The 17993-nt window shown below is 37.5% G+C and carries 19 protein-coding genes; 13 read left to right on the plus strand and 6 right to left on the minus strand.

Going from position 1 to position 17993, the window contains the following annotated elements; genetic code table 11:
* Positions 1 to 579 precede the first annotated feature (579 nt).
* The 4 genes from AAEU31_RS20260 to AAEU31_RS14080 all read left to right on the plus strand — a co-directional run bounded on the left by AAEU31_RS20260 (position 580) and on the right by AAEU31_RS14080 (position 3575).
* Positions 580 to 870: a hypothetical protein gene (locus tag AAEU31_RS20260; RefSeq protein WP_498049589.1), complete on the plus strand. Its 291-nt coding sequence runs from the start codon at positions 580 to 582 to the stop codon at positions 868 to 870.
* Between the two features lie 509 nt (positions 871 to 1379).
* Positions 1380 to 1874 carry a hypothetical protein gene (locus AAEU31_RS14070; protein ID WP_135924494.1) on the plus strand — a complete coding sequence of 165 codons (495 nt, stop codon included), beginning with the start codon at positions 1380 to 1382 and terminating at the stop codon, positions 1872 to 1874.
* Between the two features lie 77 nt (positions 1875 to 1951).
* Positions 1952 to 3085, plus strand: a complete 1134-nt coding sequence (locus AAEU31_RS14075) for an RHS repeat-associated core domain-containing protein (RefSeq protein ID WP_421967548.1) — start codon at positions 1952 to 1954, stop codon at positions 3083 to 3085.
* A 16-nt stretch (positions 3086 to 3101) separates the two neighbouring features.
* Positions 3102 to 3575 carry a hypothetical protein gene (locus AAEU31_RS14080; protein WP_421967549.1) on the plus strand — a complete coding sequence of 158 codons (474 nt, stop codon included), beginning with the start codon at positions 3102 to 3104 and terminating at the stop codon, positions 3573 to 3575.
* 128 nt (positions 3576 to 3703) lie between these two features.
* Here the strand turns inward: AAEU31_RS14080 and rrtA are convergent, their stop codons facing one another.
* A complete protein-coding gene (gene rrtA, locus AAEU31_RS14085; RefSeq protein ID WP_421967550.1) occupies positions 3704 to 4288 on the minus strand; it encodes a rhombosortase in 585 nt (194 codons plus the stop codon).
* 86 nt (positions 4289 to 4374) lie between these two features.
* Between rrtA and ggt the strand changes: the two genes are divergently transcribed.
* From ggt to AAEU31_RS14100, 3 genes are all read left to right on the plus strand, one after another.
* A complete protein-coding gene (gene ggt, locus AAEU31_RS14090; protein ID WP_421967551.1) occupies positions 4375 to 6132 on the plus strand; it encodes a gamma-glutamyltransferase in 1758 nt (585 codons plus the stop codon).
* Positions 6133 to 6306: 174 nt separating this feature from the next.
* The gene (locus tag AAEU31_RS14095; RefSeq protein WP_421967560.1) at positions 6307 to 8001 is read left to right on the plus strand and encodes an NAD-dependent malic enzyme; all 1695 of its coding nucleotides are present in this window, start codon (positions 6307 to 6309) and stop codon (positions 7999 to 8001) included.
* A 135-nt stretch (positions 8002 to 8136) separates the two neighbouring features.
* Positions 8137 to 8853, plus strand: coding sequence for an SIMPL domain-containing protein (locus AAEU31_RS14100; protein WP_421967552.1), 717 nt, complete (start codon positions 8137 to 8139; stop codon positions 8851 to 8853).
* 1 nt (position 8854) lies between these two features.
* Here AAEU31_RS14100 and AAEU31_RS14105 read toward each other — a convergent pair whose 3' ends face one another.
* Positions 8855 to 10210 carry a DUF2254 domain-containing protein gene (locus AAEU31_RS14105; RefSeq protein WP_138556943.1) on the minus strand — a complete coding sequence of 452 codons (1356 nt, stop codon included), beginning with the start codon at positions 10208 to 10210 and terminating at the stop codon, positions 8855 to 8857.
* A 120-nt stretch (positions 10211 to 10330) separates the two neighbouring features.
* On the opposite strand from AAEU31_RS14105, the gene AAEU31_RS14110 reads away from it, so the two are divergent.
* The 5 genes from AAEU31_RS14110 (at position 10331) to AAEU31_RS14130 (ending at position 13412) form a co-directional block, all read left to right on the plus strand.
* The gene (locus AAEU31_RS14110; RefSeq protein ID WP_135924515.1) at positions 10331 to 10705 is read left to right on the plus strand and encodes an MAPEG family protein; all 375 of its coding nucleotides are present in this window, start codon (positions 10331 to 10333) and stop codon (positions 10703 to 10705) included.
* Between the two features lies 1 nt (position 10706).
* The gene (locus AAEU31_RS14115; RefSeq protein WP_138556944.1) at positions 10707 to 11612 is read left to right on the plus strand and encodes a substrate-binding periplasmic protein; all 906 of its coding nucleotides are present in this window, start codon (positions 10707 to 10709) and stop codon (positions 11610 to 11612) included.
* Entirely contained in the window at positions 11609 to 12247 is a 639-nt protein-coding gene (locus AAEU31_RS14120) for a sulfotransferase (RefSeq protein WP_421967553.1), read from the plus strand. The genes AAEU31_RS14115 and AAEU31_RS14120 overlap by 4 nt, the downstream gene beginning before the upstream one ends.
* A gap of 49 nt (positions 12248 to 12296) precedes the next feature.
* Positions 12297 to 12869: a MiaE family protein gene (locus AAEU31_RS14125; protein ID WP_135924522.1), complete on the plus strand. Its 573-nt coding sequence runs from the start codon at positions 12297 to 12299 to the stop codon at positions 12867 to 12869.
* A 171-nt stretch (positions 12870 to 13040) separates the two neighbouring features.
* Positions 13041 to 13412 (plus strand): hypothetical protein, encoded by a 372-nt coding sequence (locus AAEU31_RS14130; RefSeq protein ID WP_135924525.1) that lies wholly within the window; start codon positions 13041 to 13043, stop codon positions 13410 to 13412.
* Here the strand turns inward: AAEU31_RS14130 and AAEU31_RS14135 are convergent.
* On the minus strand, positions 13404 to 14120 hold the full coding sequence (locus AAEU31_RS14135; protein ID WP_421967554.1) for a metallophosphoesterase: 717 nt from the start codon (positions 14118 to 14120) through the stop codon (positions 13404 to 13406). The two genes, AAEU31_RS14130 and AAEU31_RS14135, sit on opposite strands and share 9 nt — an antisense overlap.
* Before the next feature lie 285 nt (positions 14121 to 14405).
* Between AAEU31_RS14135 and AAEU31_RS14140 the strand changes: the two genes are divergently transcribed.
* A complete protein-coding gene (locus AAEU31_RS14140; RefSeq protein ID WP_421967555.1) occupies positions 14406 to 15977 on the plus strand; it encodes an ATP-binding cassette domain-containing protein in 1572 nt (523 codons plus the stop codon).
* Positions 15978 to 16385: 408 nt separating this feature from the next.
* On the opposite strand, the gene AAEU31_RS14145 is transcribed toward AAEU31_RS14140, so the two are convergent.
* From AAEU31_RS14145 to AAEU31_RS14155, 3 genes are all read right to left on the minus strand, one after another.
* Positions 16386 to 17264 carry a hypothetical protein gene (locus tag AAEU31_RS14145; protein ID WP_421967556.1) on the minus strand — a complete coding sequence of 293 codons (879 nt, stop codon included), beginning with the start codon at positions 17262 to 17264 and terminating at the stop codon, positions 16386 to 16388.
* Positions 17265 to 17302: 38 nt separating this feature from the next.
* Positions 17303 to 17473 carry a hypothetical protein gene (locus AAEU31_RS14150; protein WP_171041546.1) on the minus strand — a complete coding sequence of 57 codons (171 nt, stop codon included), beginning with the start codon at positions 17471 to 17473 and terminating at the stop codon, positions 17303 to 17305.
* A gap of 166 nt (positions 17474 to 17639) precedes the next feature.
* Entirely contained in the window at positions 17640 to 17861 is a 222-nt protein-coding gene (locus AAEU31_RS14155; protein WP_421967557.1) for a hypothetical protein, read from the minus strand.
* Positions 17862 to 17993 lie beyond the last annotated feature (132 nt).

The following is a 17993-nucleotide window of genomic DNA, read 5'->3' on the forward strand; positions in this document are numbered from 1 at the left end:
CTGCTTTGTGTCGTTCATCGAATATCGCTTCTGATTGCTCACAAGATATTCATTATCGTTGCCTTGCATTGAGCCCCGTTCTAAGTGAGCAATTCAATTACTTGTAACCCTTAGTAATACTGTTCATAGACCTAGCAATATTATGAAACCAGCTAGTTATGTTAATTTAATAGCAAAATGAGGTACAGCGACCATTAGTAAGACAACATAAAAGTGCACGCGCCCTTTGAATGGAATAAGTTTAGTGATATGCAAATAAAACTTTACCTTTAGTAAATCCATATTGGTTTATGTAAAAATTAGCTTTGATCAAGTAATACGCCTACAAGTGCTCTTGATAACACTTAGTCTTTTGGTAAAGGTAGTTTATGTTGCGCAACAACGGAAGCTGAGAACCATGACCCAAAAAAATGTGATGAAATTAGAAAAGATGATACTTATGTCGAAAGTTGCATTAACGCTGAGTTTAAATCGATAGGTCCAAATGGTACCGATTGTCAAGGGTACAGTGATAGTTTAGCGGATAAATGTTTAAGATTATGTCAGGTGAAATAGTATGAATCTAAAAAAATCCAGATATTGAAACTAGTATGGATAACCTGTTTTACTTTAGTCATTCTTTCTGTTTTAGAATCTGTTCAATATGTAAGCCAAACTCACGAGTTAGGTGTGTTCATACTAGTTTTACTGGGACTTTTAAGTTTTCCATTAGGTCCGTTTTTATTGTATCTAGTTACAGCTTTACTAACTATAGATTATCAAAGCAGCTTTGGTTTAGAAGTGTTTGTTATTAGTATCTGTTGCTTTATCGGTGGATATTTTCAGTGGTTTATAATTTTACCCAAGATTATTAATAAATATTGGAATTAGCTATTAATTTAAAGCCTCACAAACCGAGGCTTTTGCTAGAAATATACAAATTGAAATAGGATGAAGCTAGTCTATAACTATCTAAGTTCTAACTTGACAGATCTAAACCAATTTAGTGTACAACTAATTTAGGGATTACGCTCCTGAATTAGGACGCTATATTTAGTCTGCCCCAATTTGTTTAGCGAAAATATGTACGCGACCATTAAATGGACTAGGAAAGTTTAGAACTAATGGTGCATCTAATATGAATTTAGGTGTTTTCCACGAACAAATTTTGTATAAGGATGGTACAAATAGTGGCTTTTCTTATGCAGATCCTGATACGAGTGGATATTCATGCAAGGATAAAGAATACGATGATGCATTAATGAGAAAGCAGAGGAACGAGCAAAAATCTCATTTGATATGAAAAACTATAATGTGATAACTAACAACTGTCAGGACTATGTTGATGAGGTTATTAACCAATATTATAACGTATTAGCAGACCTAAATAGGCATGAACGATGAGATTCAAGTGGGTTTTATTAATATTGATTTTTGTTCTAGTTCTTATGCCACCATTAAATATTTATGCTAAGTGGCATTTAAAAACATTCTCAGGTGGATTTATTTATACGCTTTTAAATTTGACTTATGTTCCCGATGATTATTATCAGCAAGTAGGAGGAATTTGGGTTGATACAGGCAAAAGTAGAAGTGACAACATACACTTAGAACATCGATATAGAGGGAAATACGGAGTATATGTTATCGGTGAAACTGTTCAAAATAAAAACCACAATGTGTCAGCAATAATGAATTGTGCAGACAAAACTATAGAGTTAGAGTCTGGCTTTAGTAAAATCACTGATTTTAATAGGAAAACCGCAACTTCACTCTTAATTGGTATGTATGATGTAGAAAGTGACTTTCCTCACGAAGTAAGCTGCTCTATATCAATTGACGAAAAAACAAAAGGACAGTTTTTTATATTCGTTAAGAAATTTAGACATTATTAGCAAAGCCTAAATTTTTGAATCCAAAGTCGCGCTAGACGGGATTTTGTTTTACATCAAATCAAAATAGGCAGCGTTGGGTGTATGGAAGGGGGTACTTAGAGGTATCTACAGGGCAATGTTTTGAAATTGCAAATACATTAACCGGTAATGTTAATGTAAGAGCAAGTGACAGCAAATACTCTGAAAAAAGAGGTACAGCGCCAGAGGGCTCTTTGTGGGTGTTAGACAGTATCCACGGTAGTTGGCTTAGTTTCTGGTATGACGCTGAATTAAGTTTTGTTCATAGCAATTATACTGTTTTGGATGAAATAAATAATCGCCATGAACGTTACTATCAATATGATTCGTCAGGTATGCTGATTGCTGAATTGGATGGCAATGCGGAAACGTTGATAGAGTATATTTACCTAAATAGACAACGTATCGCATTTGTTGTCGCAAACGAAATTTATTTTATACATACAAATCACTTAGATGCGCCCATTGCAATAACGAATAGCGCTGCAGAAGTTGTTTGGAGTGGCTACTACACACCTTTTGGTAAATTTATTGAGACTGAAAATGAGCTAACAGAAGAAATGGCATTACGCTTTCCAGGCCAATATGCCGATGCTGAAACTGGTTTATACTACAATTACTATAGGGATTACGATCCTGAATTGGGACGCTACATTCAGTCAGATCCGATTGGTTTAGCGGGTGGGATTAATACTTATGGATATGTTGGAAATAACCCTGTAAATAATTATGACCCTAACGGCTTAACAGCGATTCCAATTGTTGGGCCGGGTCCCACTCCTGCTGCTCATCCGGTATTTTTACCGGGTACAAAAGAAAATATGGCTTTTGTCGATTCTGTTATTCAGATTTCTAATTTGTTTGGAAATGAGGATAATGAAAGTTGTGAAGTTGATAATGCGGGTCTGAAAATTAGCCCTGCGGCAAATAACATCGAACCTCCCGGTCAATGCTCCCCATCTGAACAGCAAAAACTACAGCAAAACGTAAACCAAGAATGCAAACGACAAAGAAGATGTTCCCAATCCATGTCTAGAGGTGATTTATTCCTTCGGGAGGTCGCCAACCAGAGGTGTGCAATAGCGAGAGACACAATAAATAAAAAGTGTTTCATGGGAGGAGATGCAAATCATAGAAACCAAGCTATTGATGCTTGGAAAAGTATGGCTAAATGTCAATCTTTACAAAAATAAATGGGAAGTTAGTTCAATGAATAAATTAGCGCTATTAGATAGTTTGTCATATGCATTTGGCAGTACAAAGCAACCCAATTGCCCCTTAATAGATAGGCCTAATTTAGATTGGGAAGACGAAGAGGTTATAAGAATTTTGAGTGGTAAATCTTGGGAAGACTTTGGAATAGATGTGATCAAATGTTGTCAAGTAGATTTGACAGCAATAGTCTACCGACTAGCTCCAGCTTATTTCGTTTATTATTTACCTTCATTCATGACTCTTTGTTTATCTAATTTTGATGAGATTGATGTTTTATCAGATTCCATCTTTTCTGTCTTGAGCCTCAATATACAAGGTGGCTCAGAGTATGAGCCTTTATTTGTAAAGTTATCTTTGAATCAAAAAAATACTATACGTTCATTCATAAAGTATTTTCTACATGAGTCTCAATTTGACCTAGAGAAAGAAGCTAAGGTAGCTGATTTAGTTTGGGAACGATTGAGTTGATTTTGAATCCAAAGCCTCGTTAGCCGGGGCTTTGTAATATCTGATATAGAAGATAAATCATAACCAATTTTTTATGAAAAAGATTAAATAGCAGGAATAATAACCAGATAATTAAATCGCGAGTAAGGTTACTCGCGATTTTTTATTATTTTTATAAAGACAGGTAAAGCCAACAGTGTGCCGCCAATTGCGCCGATAAAGTGGGCGTCAATGGCAACATTAGAGGCGATGAACTGACTAACCGATTCACTCGGGCCTGCTATTTGCTCCCAAATCACTTTTGCCCACGTACCCGCAAACAATAACCAGCCTGAAAACATGCCTGCTTGTACGTCTTTAATTGCCCCCCAAATGATCACACCGTGCAGTAACGCGCTTAATCCGGTGTAAATTTGGATATCAGGGCAAAATAGCCACACACCTAAACCACACCACAATGCAAGAATAGCAATATTAAATGCATAACGAGGTGGGCTTGTATGCTCAGCATGTAGAGCCCAAATTAATAAAATTCCGGCACAATTTAAGCCTAAATGGGGCCAATTTGCGTGTACGAATTGACTGGTGAAAATACGCCAAAACTCACCATTTGCGACTAACTCACGGTTAAATTCGAGATATTCATTTAAGTTGAAAAGTGCAAACAAGGAACTTAGTAGTATTAAACACAATGGGGGCAGAATATATTCTAGTTTCAGGGGCAGGTTTATCATGTTATTTTTGTTGTATCTGAGATTGTGACACTATTGTGCACGTTTAATTTTAAGATGCCAAATACACTACGGGATTAAGTATATTTATGTTATTCAAAACCAAAGCTTTGTTAGCTCTTTCCACTTCATTTATCTATTCAACGGCTCTTTTAGCGACTCCTGCAAAAGTTGAAACACGCGAACCCGAAGCTGCAACCGGCTTTGCCCATAAACAGGTTGTTGAAGGCGATAAGTACATGGTCGCAGCGGCAAACCCTTATGCTGTAAAAGCAGGTCAAAAAATGCTTGAGCTAGGTGGCTCAGCAGTTGATGCTGCTATTGCAACGCAATTAGTACTGACACTGGTAGAACCGCAATCATCGGGCATCGGTGGTGGTACATTTATGATGTACTTCGACAGCAAAACCAAAAGCCTAACCAGTTTTGATGGCCGCGAAACCGCACCAAGTAACGCTGATGAAACACTGTTTTTAGATAAACACGGTAAAGCCGTTAAGTGGATTGATGCCGTGGTAGGTGGTCGCTCTGTTGGTGTACCGGGTATTTTAGATGCCTTTGCTTCAGCACATAAGCGTTATGGTAAGTTAGAGTGGCAAACTTTATTTGGCCCTGCCATTGAATTGGCTGAGCAGGGCTTTATTGTGTCACCACGTTTGCATCAATTACTTGCCAAAGAGTTAAACCCAGGGGTTACAAAGCTTCCTGTTATTCGTGATTACTTTTTCCCTGATGGTAAACCGCTTGCTGTTGGTACGGTGAAAAAGAACCCTGAACTTGCCGCGCTTTATAAAGATATTGCGAAACAAGGCATTGATGCTTTCTATAAAGGTGAAAACGCCAAAGAACTTGTGCATGCAGTGCAAAACTCAGCGGTAGCACCGGGTACTTTATCTGTTGAAGACTTAGCGAATTATAAAAGCAAAGAGCGTGCTCCAGTATGTGTTGATTATCGCCAATACGAGGTTTGTTCAATGGCTCCGCCAAGTAGTGGTGGTGTTGCTGTATTACAGATCTTAGCCTTACTCGAACATAAAGATATGGCTAAACTAAAACCAAATTCAGTACAAGCGTTGCATTACTTTACCCAAGCATCACGTTTAGCTTTTGCTGATCGTAACGTGTATATGGGCGACCCTGATTTTATGCCAATCCCGACACAAGGATTACTTGATAAAGACTACCTTGCAGGTCGTGCAAAGCTTATCTCTGAAAAAGATGCTCACGCAGAAGCAGGTACTCCGCCAAACTCACTTGCTTATGCACAAGATGATGCTTACGAGCTACCTTCAACGACCCATGTATCGATTGTTGATAGCCAAGGTAATGCGGTTTCGATGACCAGCTCTATCGAAATGGCGTTTGGTTCAACAGTAATGGTGAACGGGTATATTTTAAACAATCAGCTTACAGACTTTGCTTTATCACCAACAAAAGATGGCAAACCTTTAGCTAACCGCGTTGAAGCAGGTAAACGTCCGCGAAGTTCAATGTCGCCAGTGATGGTGTTTAACAAAGACGGCAGTTTACGTTTAGTGGTCGGTTCACCGGGTGGTAGTCGTATCATTGATTACGTTGCTCAAGTGGTAGTAGGTGTGCTTGATTGGAACTTAGATGCGCAAACTGCCATTAATTTACCGCGTATTACTAATCGCAACAATTATACAAGCCTTGAAAAGGGCACTGAACTTGCAAACTTGGAAGCTGATTTTGTTAACCGCGGGCACACAGTTCGTATCCTAGATTTAAACTCTGGTTTACATGCTGTTGAAGTAAAAGACGGTAAACTTTATGGCGCAGCCGATCCGCGCCGCGAAGGTATCGCTTTAAGTGATAAAAGCCACTAAAAACAAGCTCAGCAGCCTTAAAGCTGCTGAGTTTTCATGTATACTATTCGTTGTGCCGTTTAGGGCATAAAATTCATTTTCTTCAATGGTCTGACAAGGTGAATTGTCATTGCAATTTCGCCTTTAAGAGTAATAATGTCAGGTCATAATTATGACGCATCAAAGCTTGGAAATATGACTACAAATACCGATCCAAATTATCTTTATATTCCTTATTCAGGCCCAGGTCTGATCGAAACGCCACTATTAAACAAAGGCAGTGCTTTTTCACAAAAAGAAAGGGAAAGTTTCAACTTAGCCGGTTTACTGCCACCGCGTTATGAAACAATTGAAGAACAAGTTGAGCGTTGTTACCAACAGTATTCAAGCTTTAGCGATAATTTAAACAAGCACATTTACCTTCGTGCAATTCAAGATAACAACGAAACACTTTACTACCGTTTAGTACGTGATCATCTTGAAGAAATGATGCCAATTATCTACACACCAACAGTAGGTGATGCCTGTGAAAAGTTTTCAGACATTTACCGCAGTGCCCGTGGTCTATTTATTTCTTACGAAGATCGTTTCCAAATTGATGATATTTTACGTAACGCCACTAAAGGCAAAGTAAAAGTTATCGTTGTGACTGACGGTGAACGTATTCTTGGTCTTGGTGACCAAGGTATTGGTGGTATGGGTATTCCAATTGGTAAATTGTCACTTTACACAGCGTGTGGTGGTATTAGCCCAGCTTATACATTACCAGTGATGATTGATGTTGGTACTAATAACGAAAAACTGCTTAACGACCCTATGTATATGGGTGCTCGTCATAAGCGTATTTCGCAAGAAGAGTACGATGAATTCTTAGACCTATTCATCAAGGCTGTTAAACGTCGCTGGCCAAGTGTTTTACTTCAGTTCGAAGACTTTGCACAACCAAATGCAATGCCATTATTAAAACGCTACCGTGATGAAATTTGTAGCTTTAACGATGATATTCAAGGTACTGCTGCGGTAACTGTGGGGTCTTTATTGGCTGCTTGTCGTGTTAAAGGTGCGAAACTTTCAGAGCAAAAAGTGGTATTTGTTGGTGCAGGTTCAGCAGGCTGCGGTATTGCTGAGCAAATTATCAGTACTATGGTTGCTGAAGGCATTAGCGATGAGCAAGCTCGCTCACAAATCTTCATGGTTGACCGTTTTGGTCTACTAACTGATGGTATGGAAGGTTTACGTGATTTCCAACAAGCGCTTTGCCAATCTAAAGAAGGTTTAAGTGAATGGACGTATAGCGGTGAGTACGCATCACTATTAGATGTAATGCACTGTGCACAACCAGATATCTTGATTGGTGTATCTGGCCAACCTGGTTTATTCACAGAGCAAGTTATTCGTGCAATGCATGCATCTTGCCCACAACCGATTATCTTCCCGCTAAGTAATCCGTCTAAGCAAGTAGAAGCACTTCCTTCAGATGTTATTGATTGGACAGAGGGTCAAGCGATTGTTGCTTCGGGTAGCCCATTTGATCCGGTTGAGTATAACGGCCAAATTTTCCCAATCCCACAATGTAACAATAGCTACATTTTCCCGGGAATAGGTTTAGGCGTTATTGCAGCTAAAGCTACTCGTATCACTGATGCAATGCTGATTGTATCAAGTGAAACATTGGCAGAGTCTTCACCTCGTGCAAACACTGGTAAAGGCAGCTTGCTACCAGCATTAACCGAAATCCAAGCGTTAAGTAAACGTATTGCCTTTGCAGTAGCGAAAAAAGCGATGGAAGAAGGTGTGGCCCTTGAGTTAAGTGATGAGGCTTTATGGGCTGCAATCGAGAAAAACTACTGGCTCCCAGAATACCGTAACTATAAGCGCCGTAGTATCTAAACTATATCGCTTTGAGTGGTTAAAAAAACAGGCTTTTAATGCCTGTTTTTTTATATCTGGATAATAGGGGTTGTTCATATTGAATTAACCCTTTAAGGTGATAATGAACGGAGTTTTTAATTAAGGAACAGTATTATGCGTAAGTTAGTTTTTACCGCTATGGCCGCCGCACTTAGTTTTAATGTGTTAGCACAAGCAACACCAGATGCGCCGCATATTTATATCCAAGGTAATGCAACGGTTAAAGCAATCCCTGATAACGTTAAGTTGACTGTAGGTATTGTTGAAGTAGATAAAGATTTAATTGCCGCTAAAAACAAAGCTGATGCAACCATGGCCAAAGCCATTAAGCTTGCTAAAAGCCAAGGCGTAGAAGAAAAGGGCATTTATGCGTCTAATATCTCAATTCAACGCCAAACAGAATACAACCGTGAAATAGGCAAACAGGAATTTGTAGGGTACAGAGTATCGCGTAGTCTGTCTGTTACTCTAACGGATATTAAAAAGTACCCAGTTATGCTTCAGCAACTAGTGAATGCGGGTATCAACGAAATTAATCAAACGCAATTTGTATCGAGTCGCTATGAAGAGCTACAAAAGCAAGCGCAAAAGCTAGCCATTAAAGATGCGCGTGCTGCTGCAAAAGAGTTTGCCAGTGATTATGGGGTTGAACTCAAAGGCCTTTATACTGCATCAAGCAGCCCACTCGATACTGGAAGCCAACCTTACATGCGTGCTAGCAAAATGGTAATGGCAGATGCTGCACCAGAAAACTATGTACCTGATGCATACAATGGTGGTGAGCTTACTATTAGCGCAAGCAGTTATGCAGTTTATTTTATCGAAAATTAGTCTATTGATTGTTGCTGGTAAAGCGCGCCAGCAACTTTTCACCCTGTTGCTCTGAAATACGGGCAATCGCTTTTAGCATATTAGTAATTTGTTCACGGTCGTACTCATTACTAATATGCGTATCTATATCTTCAATAATCGCCCCTAAGTAAATAAACAAACTCTTAGTCGCTTTTTCGTTATCAGATGCTCTAAACAATATGTTTTTAAACGCCTCAAGTACGTTAACCATTACATAGGCGTCATTTTTTGCATAATTGCGAATAGGTGTGAAGTTATCATGCAGCAGCTCATCGAATGATGTTTCATGTAAAAACAACTTAGGATGGTTATCATCGCATTGTTTAAGCGAATAATTCACATCATAAATGTCTAATCGCAAAATGAGTAAAATACTCAGCATATCAATAGCTTTTACTGCAGTACCTGGATCATTAATGCCCGGACTCATTGCCTTAACAGCAATCTCAGATATTTGCGTCATTCCATATCGGTAATGATCGCTAACATATTCTTCAATGTAAAAAATAAAGCATGCAAGTAGCTCATCAATGAGCTCTGGTTTGTCAGTTAAATCAGTATCGCATTTTAAAAAAGGGTAACCTTTTACAGTAAAAAAACCTTGTTTAACAGAGATATAAATTTTAATGTCGTGCTCTTTACAGATAGCGCACAATTTATCGCTATGAGCGCCTTTAAAATAACCTTCCGTTTTACTTTTTATGCTGTACCAGTCGTCAAAGGTCGGAAAATCATCAACAGGATGTTCATGCTGCATAGCTTTAATGCTATTAAGTTCACTTTTAGTATTTTTAAATAAGTCATTCAGTACATTATCGACTTGGATAGCTCTGGATATAGAGTGAATAAAATAAACAAAGAAACCCAGTGAAATTAAGCCAAGTACCAGTGATATAAAAATACCCAGTGAAGGGATGCCCATATTACCATTTCCTATGGTACGAATATTGATGAGCATTAGAATGGTGTAAATTATACTGCCTAAATAAAAGCCTAAAACTAGTTGATGAGATTTACGAGTTATAAGTCCGGGTAATACTCGAGGAGAAAGGCTGGCGCTGGCGCTATTTAACACGACCATAACCATAGAGAAGCTAAATACAGTTAACGAAATAATGCTTCCCGCTAAAGTACTTAGGATGGTACGTGCATTTTCTTCACTGTCTACTAGCAATACACTTAAGACTTTCTTAACACTCATTGCTGGATCAGAATACTCAACAGCTGTTGTAATTAAAGCAAAAGTCAAAAATACAACAGACAGCATAGACGGATAAAATCCTATGCTGCTGATCATTTCACGGTAATTATCGGCTATTTTTCTTGGCGTAATCATGCACTTCCTTAAGAACTGTTAGACTTTAATTAGGATTTTGAGCTAACCTAGCAAATTATATGTCAGCCTAGCAATAAACAGTGCTAGGCGTCTAACTTTAAATAATAAATGGAATAAATTGTGATAGTTTCAACTTTTGCTGCTATTTTGGCTATTTTGTATATTCAACTTAGCTTTCGTGTTATTAAAATCCGTAAAGCTAAGCGTATTTCTTTAGGAGACGGTGGTGATGCAAGTTTACAAGCCGCGATCCGCACCCATGCTAATTTTATAGAATATGTGCCATTTTCTTTAATTCTGCTATTTTTATTAGAGTATCAAGGGTTACCCAGCCATTTTACTTATATTTTAGGTGCGATGTTATTAGTAGGTCGTTTTTGTCATAGTTATGCATTAGCTGATGAAAAAATGCAGCTACGCGTCGTTGGCATGGTTTTAACGTTTTTAATGATCTTCATAAGTTCGGTTATGTTATTAATAACACAGGTTTTTTAATATGATAAGAGTTGTATTTACGATTGCATTCGTATTTGTTTCGAATCAAGTTGCCGGTAGCACAGAAGATACAGCTCATGTCAAAAAATCAACTATTCCACCAAAAGTTTTAAATATAATTTATCCTAAAACCTTGCCCAGTTTAGTTGAAGAAGTTTATTACCCACTTATTTTGTTGGATACAGCACTAAAACGCAGTGGCTACAAATACAAACTAACTGCTGCACCAAAGTTATTAGGTCAAAATAGGGTATTAAAAGAAATTGAACATGGCGGTGATATCGATGTCACCTGGACTATGACTAACAAAGTAAGAGAAGACAAGTTACTGCCGGTTCGTGTTCCTATATTTAAAGGCTTGTTTGGTTGGCGTTTAATGTTCACAACAGAGCCGAAACTACCTTATTTAAGCCGGCTAAAAACCCTCGACGATTTAAAGAAAGTTTACTTTGTACAAGGACAAGATTGGCCCGATACCCAAATATTGCGTGACAATGGCTTGGTTATATCAACGTCAGGAAACTTTGATTCGTTGTTTGTTATGCTCGACAGAGGCCGGGGCGACTTATTCCCACGCTCTGTGCTTGAAATTGAAGATGAACTAGCAGTTTTTAAGCAACAAATGCCTCTGGTTGTATTGCCTCATTTAATGTTGAAATACACCAGCCCAATCTATTTCTTCTTCAACAAAGACAACACCGCAGTTGCAAAAGCAGTCAATAAAGGCTTACGCATAATGATAGAAAGCGGTGAGTTCGATGAAATCTTTTTTAAATACAATGGTAAATTAATAGAAAACGCCCATATTCATGACAAGATTATTGTAGAATTAGAAAACAAAGAACTACCACCGCTAACCCCTGTAGGCGATAAGTCCTTATGGTTACCGATCCAAAAAGTTAAATGAACAACAAAATATTTATTATTGGCCTACCTCGCACAGGCACTACCAGTCTGTGCCATAGTTTTTTACAATTGGGCTATAAAACGGCCCACACAGCGTATACCGAAACAGCCTTAAAAGAAGCAGACGTTATTGCTGATACTCCTGTTTTTAGCGAATTCCCGTTATTAGATGCGCACTTTGCTAATAGCCGCTTTATTAACCTTGAACGAGACTTGTCTAAATGGGTACCTTCGATCCGTCAACTGCTGGCCCGAATGCACACCAATTTAATGCGAAGTGACGGAGGCTTTAACACGCATTTAAAGCGTTGCTACTTTGAGACATTTGGTAAATATTCGTTAGCAGATATTCAGTCTGATGAGTATTTGATTAACTGCTATGAGCAACATCAACAACGTGTTTCTAATTTCTTTAAAGACAAAAAAGCCAACCTATTAACGTTAAATGTTGCACAGCCACACAGCGCTAAAGCGTTACAGACATTTTTAGTTACAGATGCAGATATACAGTTCGAGCAGCTAAATATGGGTGGTAAAGTAACGGCTTGGAATGATATTAAACACCCCGATAAAATTGCCTCCACCAGAAACGGCAAAATTGATAAGTCACTTGGTTACAATCACAAGATTTTATAACAGAAATACGCTAAAATCGCCGCCATTGTTAGTTAAGTAGTTCGTTATCATGTTTGAATTAAAATATCACACTCCATTTGAGTGGACAGAAGGTGTCTTGGCAGATTTTGATACCTTTTTACAAGATCATGCCGCTGCTGAGAAGAAAGCCTCAGGTATGGCAATGTCAATGCTATCGCATTATCCTGACCGTCGTAAGCTTGTAAAAGCAATGACAGACTTAGCTCTTGAAGAAATGATACATTTTAAACAAGTACTTAAGTTATTAATGGAACGTGATGTTTCACTTGGTAATGACCAAAAAGATCCTTATATCAAACAAATTCGTGCGGTATTCAGAAACGGTCGTGATGAGTTTTTAATGGACCGCTTACTCGTTGCAGGTGTAATTGAAGCTCGAGGCCATGAACGCTTTTCATTGGTCGCTGAAGCATTGCCACCGGGCAAAGAAAAAGAGTTTTATGTTGCAATTGCAAAGTCTGAAGAAAAGCACAAAAACCTATTTGTAGAGTTAGCGTACGAGTATTTTGATAAACACGAAGTGGATGCCCGATTAGAAGAAATTCTTGTAGCCGAAGCTGAAATTTGTAAAAAAATTCCGTTTACCGCGGCACTACATTAATTTAAATACTTATGTATTAGGTTGTAAAACCTAATACATAAAATAGGTACTTATAAAACAATAATTAAGTATTTTGTAAATACTTATAACCAGCCAAATTGATTAAATAAACGGTAAATCATTCATATTATCTCCTATAGTTAAAATAGAGCTTTTAACAGGGATAGAAGTATGAAATGGATGATGACTCTTACAACCCTTTCATTAATTGGGATTGTTTTTACAGGTAACTCGATTTATACAGAGCTAAAACTATATAAGTCGAATAAAAAACCGACTGAAATCAGTGCTAGTATGTATCGTTCGCTAATTTGGCACAGTGATGTATATAAAGATAATGTGTTTTTATATACCGCTGAACAGTATTTTAGTGATGGTATCATCGACACCAGTGAATATATTAAATTAAACCGCTTAGCAAAAGAAACCTCAGGGCCACTTATATTTATTCAGCAAGATAATGAGCAATTATGGCATGCTCGTTTGGCCTATAAACAATATCTTGAAGTACATGCATTAACACAGGTTGCAACCTTAGACTGAATTTAGCTGCATAAATGCTTTAATGAGTGGTTTAAGTTCAACAATGGTAGGCTTGCCACTCAAATAATGAGTATCTATATGATAAGTGTTGCCAAGCCAATAAGGTTCAGCAGTGGTGTTATGGCCATGCACAGAAAAGTCTATGCTGGCATTTATCTTTGTTATCGTTTGTTTCACAATTGTGCGATCCCACAACAACGATGCCGCGGCATATGGTTTATGCTCACTAGGAGCTTGCCAATTCCAATCTGCAGATACTGTGTGCGACAAGCCTATTTGCATACCAGCATAGTCAAGCAAATAAGAAAGAGGGCACTGTAAAAGCTGCTCAGTTATCGCTTTTAATACATCATCGGTTGCTTGAGTATGCCAACGCCCACCATTTTCAACCCATAGATAATAGTAGCTATGATCATCGGCAAGTAGCGACTCAAGCATCATGTGCTCATGATTACCCAGTGTCATATAAACACCCAGCTCTTTAAAGCGTGATAACAACGCAAAATTGTCGTTGCCTCTATCTATTGCATCACCAAGTGAAAATAAAACATCGTTGCTTTCATCAAAATCGACAGCGACTAAAGCTTGCTCAAACTTAGCTAAATTAGCATCGAGATCACTGATAATAAATACACGTTTATTTTCATTTATCTTAAGTTTTATTTGCGTTGGGTTATTGGCTATCGCTTGACAGTTAACGTGCTTCAAAATCCTTTCCTTTAATGCAATATCAAACAAACCCTAACATAAATTGTTGCCAATTTAATACTAACTGGCTAGTATGAAGGGCATAATTTTAGGAGTAATAGCCAACATGAACAACTAAACCTGTTATCCATTTTTACATCTTTCTTTGGAACAACAGGGCTAGTAGGCGTTGCTCACTCTTGTCAGTAGTATAAATCAATTACCATTTTGGTGGTCATACGCTTAGTTCAATTAGCTTTATAATTAAACGAATTGCATTACTGTCCCTGTATAACAGGAGGCAGTATGCCAAAATTACAAGCAGCCAACTTATCTTATCAACACGCCAATGGCGGCCAAGTTCTGAATAATATTTCAGTGTCGTTAAATGCTAAAACAACAGCTTTAGTAGGGCGAAATGGTGTAGGGAAGTCAGTATTAGCATCGCTACTTTGTAATCGCCTTATCCCGTCGTCGGGTAATGTTGTTTGCAATGGTCAACTTGGTTTTTATGAGCAACTAGTTGATAGTTACTCATTAAAAAATAAAACGATTATAGACGTACTAGGGCTTAACCATTATTTCAAAGCATTACAGCAAATAAATAACGGTCATTTTACAGAGCACGAACTTAACTTACTTGATGGGTTTTGGGATCTGCCCGAGCGATTTTATGCTGAGTTAACTCGTTTAGGCATTTATGGTATTAATGAGAACAGTTGTGCAACATCATTAAGTGGAGGTCAACTAAGCCAACTCAGATTATGGGCACTATTTACCATACACCACGACATTATAATCCTTGATGAACCATCTAACCACTTAGATAAACAAGGTAAAAGCTGGCTTTTAAATCACATAGAACGATTCACTGGGCAGCTACTTTTAATAAGTCATGACCGTGAAATACTGCAAGTAGCCGATGAAATATGGGAACTCACATCTATGGGGTTATCAGTGTTTGGCACCGGTTTTAGTGATTACGTAACCCAAAAAAACTACCAGCTAGCAGCGCTTGAAAATAAGCTATCTCATACTACTAAAGAGCAAAATAAACTGCTATTAGAGCAGCAGCGCAGCAAACAAAAAGCAGCAAAAAGAGCCGCTAAAGGTGCAGTAACAAGAAAATCTGGTAGCCAAGCTAAAGTGCTTATGGATGCTAAAAAAGATAAAGCGAGCGCTAATTTATCTTCGCAAAATAAAAATACCGCAAAGCGAGAAGAGCTACTTAATAGTAATAAAAAACATATAGTTAACCAGCTCGAACAAATAAAACAACAGCAGTTTTATTTTAATAATCCTGACACTAAACAACGCAACGCACTAAATCTTGAAAACGTAATTTTACAATATGGGTCGCAAACCCCCATTAACCTTCAAATATTCAATAATGAAAAAATACACTTAATTGGTGTAAATGGCGCAGGAAAATCGACGCTACTAAAAACCTTAATAGGTGAGTTAAAAGTGAGAGCAGGGCACATACATAGGAATAGCCCGTTGTTGTATTTAGATCAGTACTTTTCTTTAATAAAGGCAGAGCTAACTTTGCTTGATAACTTAAAATTCTACTGTAAGACCCTTGATGAGAGCACCGCACGTACATTATTAGCAAGCTTAGGCTTTAGAAAACATGACGTATTCAAGCAAGCGACACATTTAAGTGGCGGTGAAAAAATGAAGCTCGCCATGTGTATCGTCAGTAATATTGAAAGTACAGCATTTTTGTTACTCGATGAGCCAGATAATCATCTAGACCTTGAATCAAAACAGCTCTTGGCTCAATCATTACAAAACTTTAAAGGCGGATTTATCCTAGTAAGTCATGATAAATACTTTGTAGAAAGCATCGGCTGTAATAGGCAAATTGTTCTGTAAAATAGTCATTAAAAATATGCTTACTAGGGTGGTTGTAAGTACATTACAAGGAATGACAATGAATTTTACAGCCACTAACCGTGTTTTTATTGCTTCGGCTTTTACCCTTGGTTTACAAATTACCAAGAAGTCGCCGTTTCATCATCCACTTCAACCCTCGATTTTATCATCATCCCAGTATGGGCTACCCTATATGGCGCTGGATTTGTGGTGCTGCATGAAATAGCACTAGGCGTTGCTAGGGTGTTTGATTGGGGGAAGTGAATTTCCGAAATGGCTTCTTCTTTTAACACTCTGATTCATAGTCGGGCACAACTTTTTCTGCCGTTTCACTACCAAAGCGGTCAGTAATAAAGTTTCTAAAATTGCCAATAATGCATGTGAGGGTGTTTATATGAGATTATAAAGTTACTTTATCAATTCTGAGTTTATTTTAACTGTTTGAGCCTTTACTTCACTTCGATCATATCTGAAGCGATCAAAGTGTTTCTTATATTTTGTATCATGTAAGTTTGCATGGATTATTTCTCGGTGAGGTATTGCAATTGCAAACTTTTTATAAATATCATTGGGTTCTATTGTACTCGATGAATCATCATTATCGAGTTCCTCATTAGCTAAATCAACATCTGTTGTTCCATTACCTTCAGTACATTCCTCTTCAAGGATATGCCTAATTACAGGGCTATAATCAATCAGATATACAAGATCCTTTGTATCATCACATCTATAGCCACTTAAAATTGGCAGCAAATGTATATCATTGCTATCAATACCAATTTCAGAAATATAACCTATATATACTTTATTGTTAGACAGAGTTAAAGCTACGGGTAACCCGTATTCCCATGAATTAAATGCTAAATGAGTAAACTCAGGAGTTAAATCTTTTCTCGCGGCTGCCTTCCAGCTGTTGTAAAGAGGTGAGTCTTCTCGGAAAGAAGCAACAAAGAGTTTAAGTTTAGGCACAAGCCAACTGAAAACAATTGTGAAGAATAATACTGAAATTAAATTAACAATTTCAAAATTTTGACCAACAGAAGGGGTCAGGATGCTTAATTTAGAACTAAACCAAGCTCCTATAGACTTGGCAAAACTATAATGAGAAACATTAGTTACAAAAATATATGAAAACACAAAAAGCAACATGCCAGTTGACGCTGCAAGTAAAAAGGTATGATAACCCTCTGATGCCTCGTATTTTGGATATAATTTATAGTTAGTCTTTCTGTAGATATGGCCAGCAATAGTGATAACCATAATAAAAATAACTGTAGGTTTAATCATAATTTCCCTATAAAAAAAGCGCCATTAAGGCGCTTTCCTCAACTAGCTCTTTTTACATAAGACCTAGCTTGCTTTACTTGCTGCTTGACAACTTCACTTTTCGAAAGTGAGTTTAAATCAGCTATAAAATACTTACCACCTGAAACCTTAACTTTGATTTCATCAGTATTTGGTTTATATGTAAAGAATTTTTTAATAGAATCAAACATTTGTCACCTCCTCAGGGAAGTGTTCCCTTAATAGCCCTTTGTCATCAATTCCTGTGTGACAGTCACAACAAAAATATGTGACTTGTTAGTAATATAATCCACAAAACGATCCCTTTCAATAATTATCATAATTCAATGGGAAATTTATAATTATTTAACCAAAGCTTTAATTGTATTTTTTCATATCATCGACAAAGCTATCAAAAGTAGAGCTCATATCGCTTAAAAAGCTTCCTATTTGATCAAAATCTAGCGGCGTTAATTCTAATTCTTGCCTTATGGCAGATATAAAAGGGGGTAGTGCCTCACTTACTTCATCATGTTTTTCTACACATAGTTGAGAAAAGGAAAGCTGGTCATCAACTATGCTACTTTCTAAATCGTTCAATCTATTGTTTGATCTTCCCTCAAATAACTAGACATCTTTTATTTTGAAAATGAAGTAAGATAGAAGGTGTTATGAGAAATAAATATCCGCAAGAATTTAAAGACGAAGCAGTTCGCCAGGTTATCGAGCATG

This window comes from Pseudoalteromonas thalassia (genome assembly GCF_049257215.1).
Taxonomy (GTDB): Bacteria; Pseudomonadota; Gammaproteobacteria; order Enterobacterales; family Alteromonadaceae; genus Pseudoalteromonas; species Pseudoalteromonas lipolytica_C.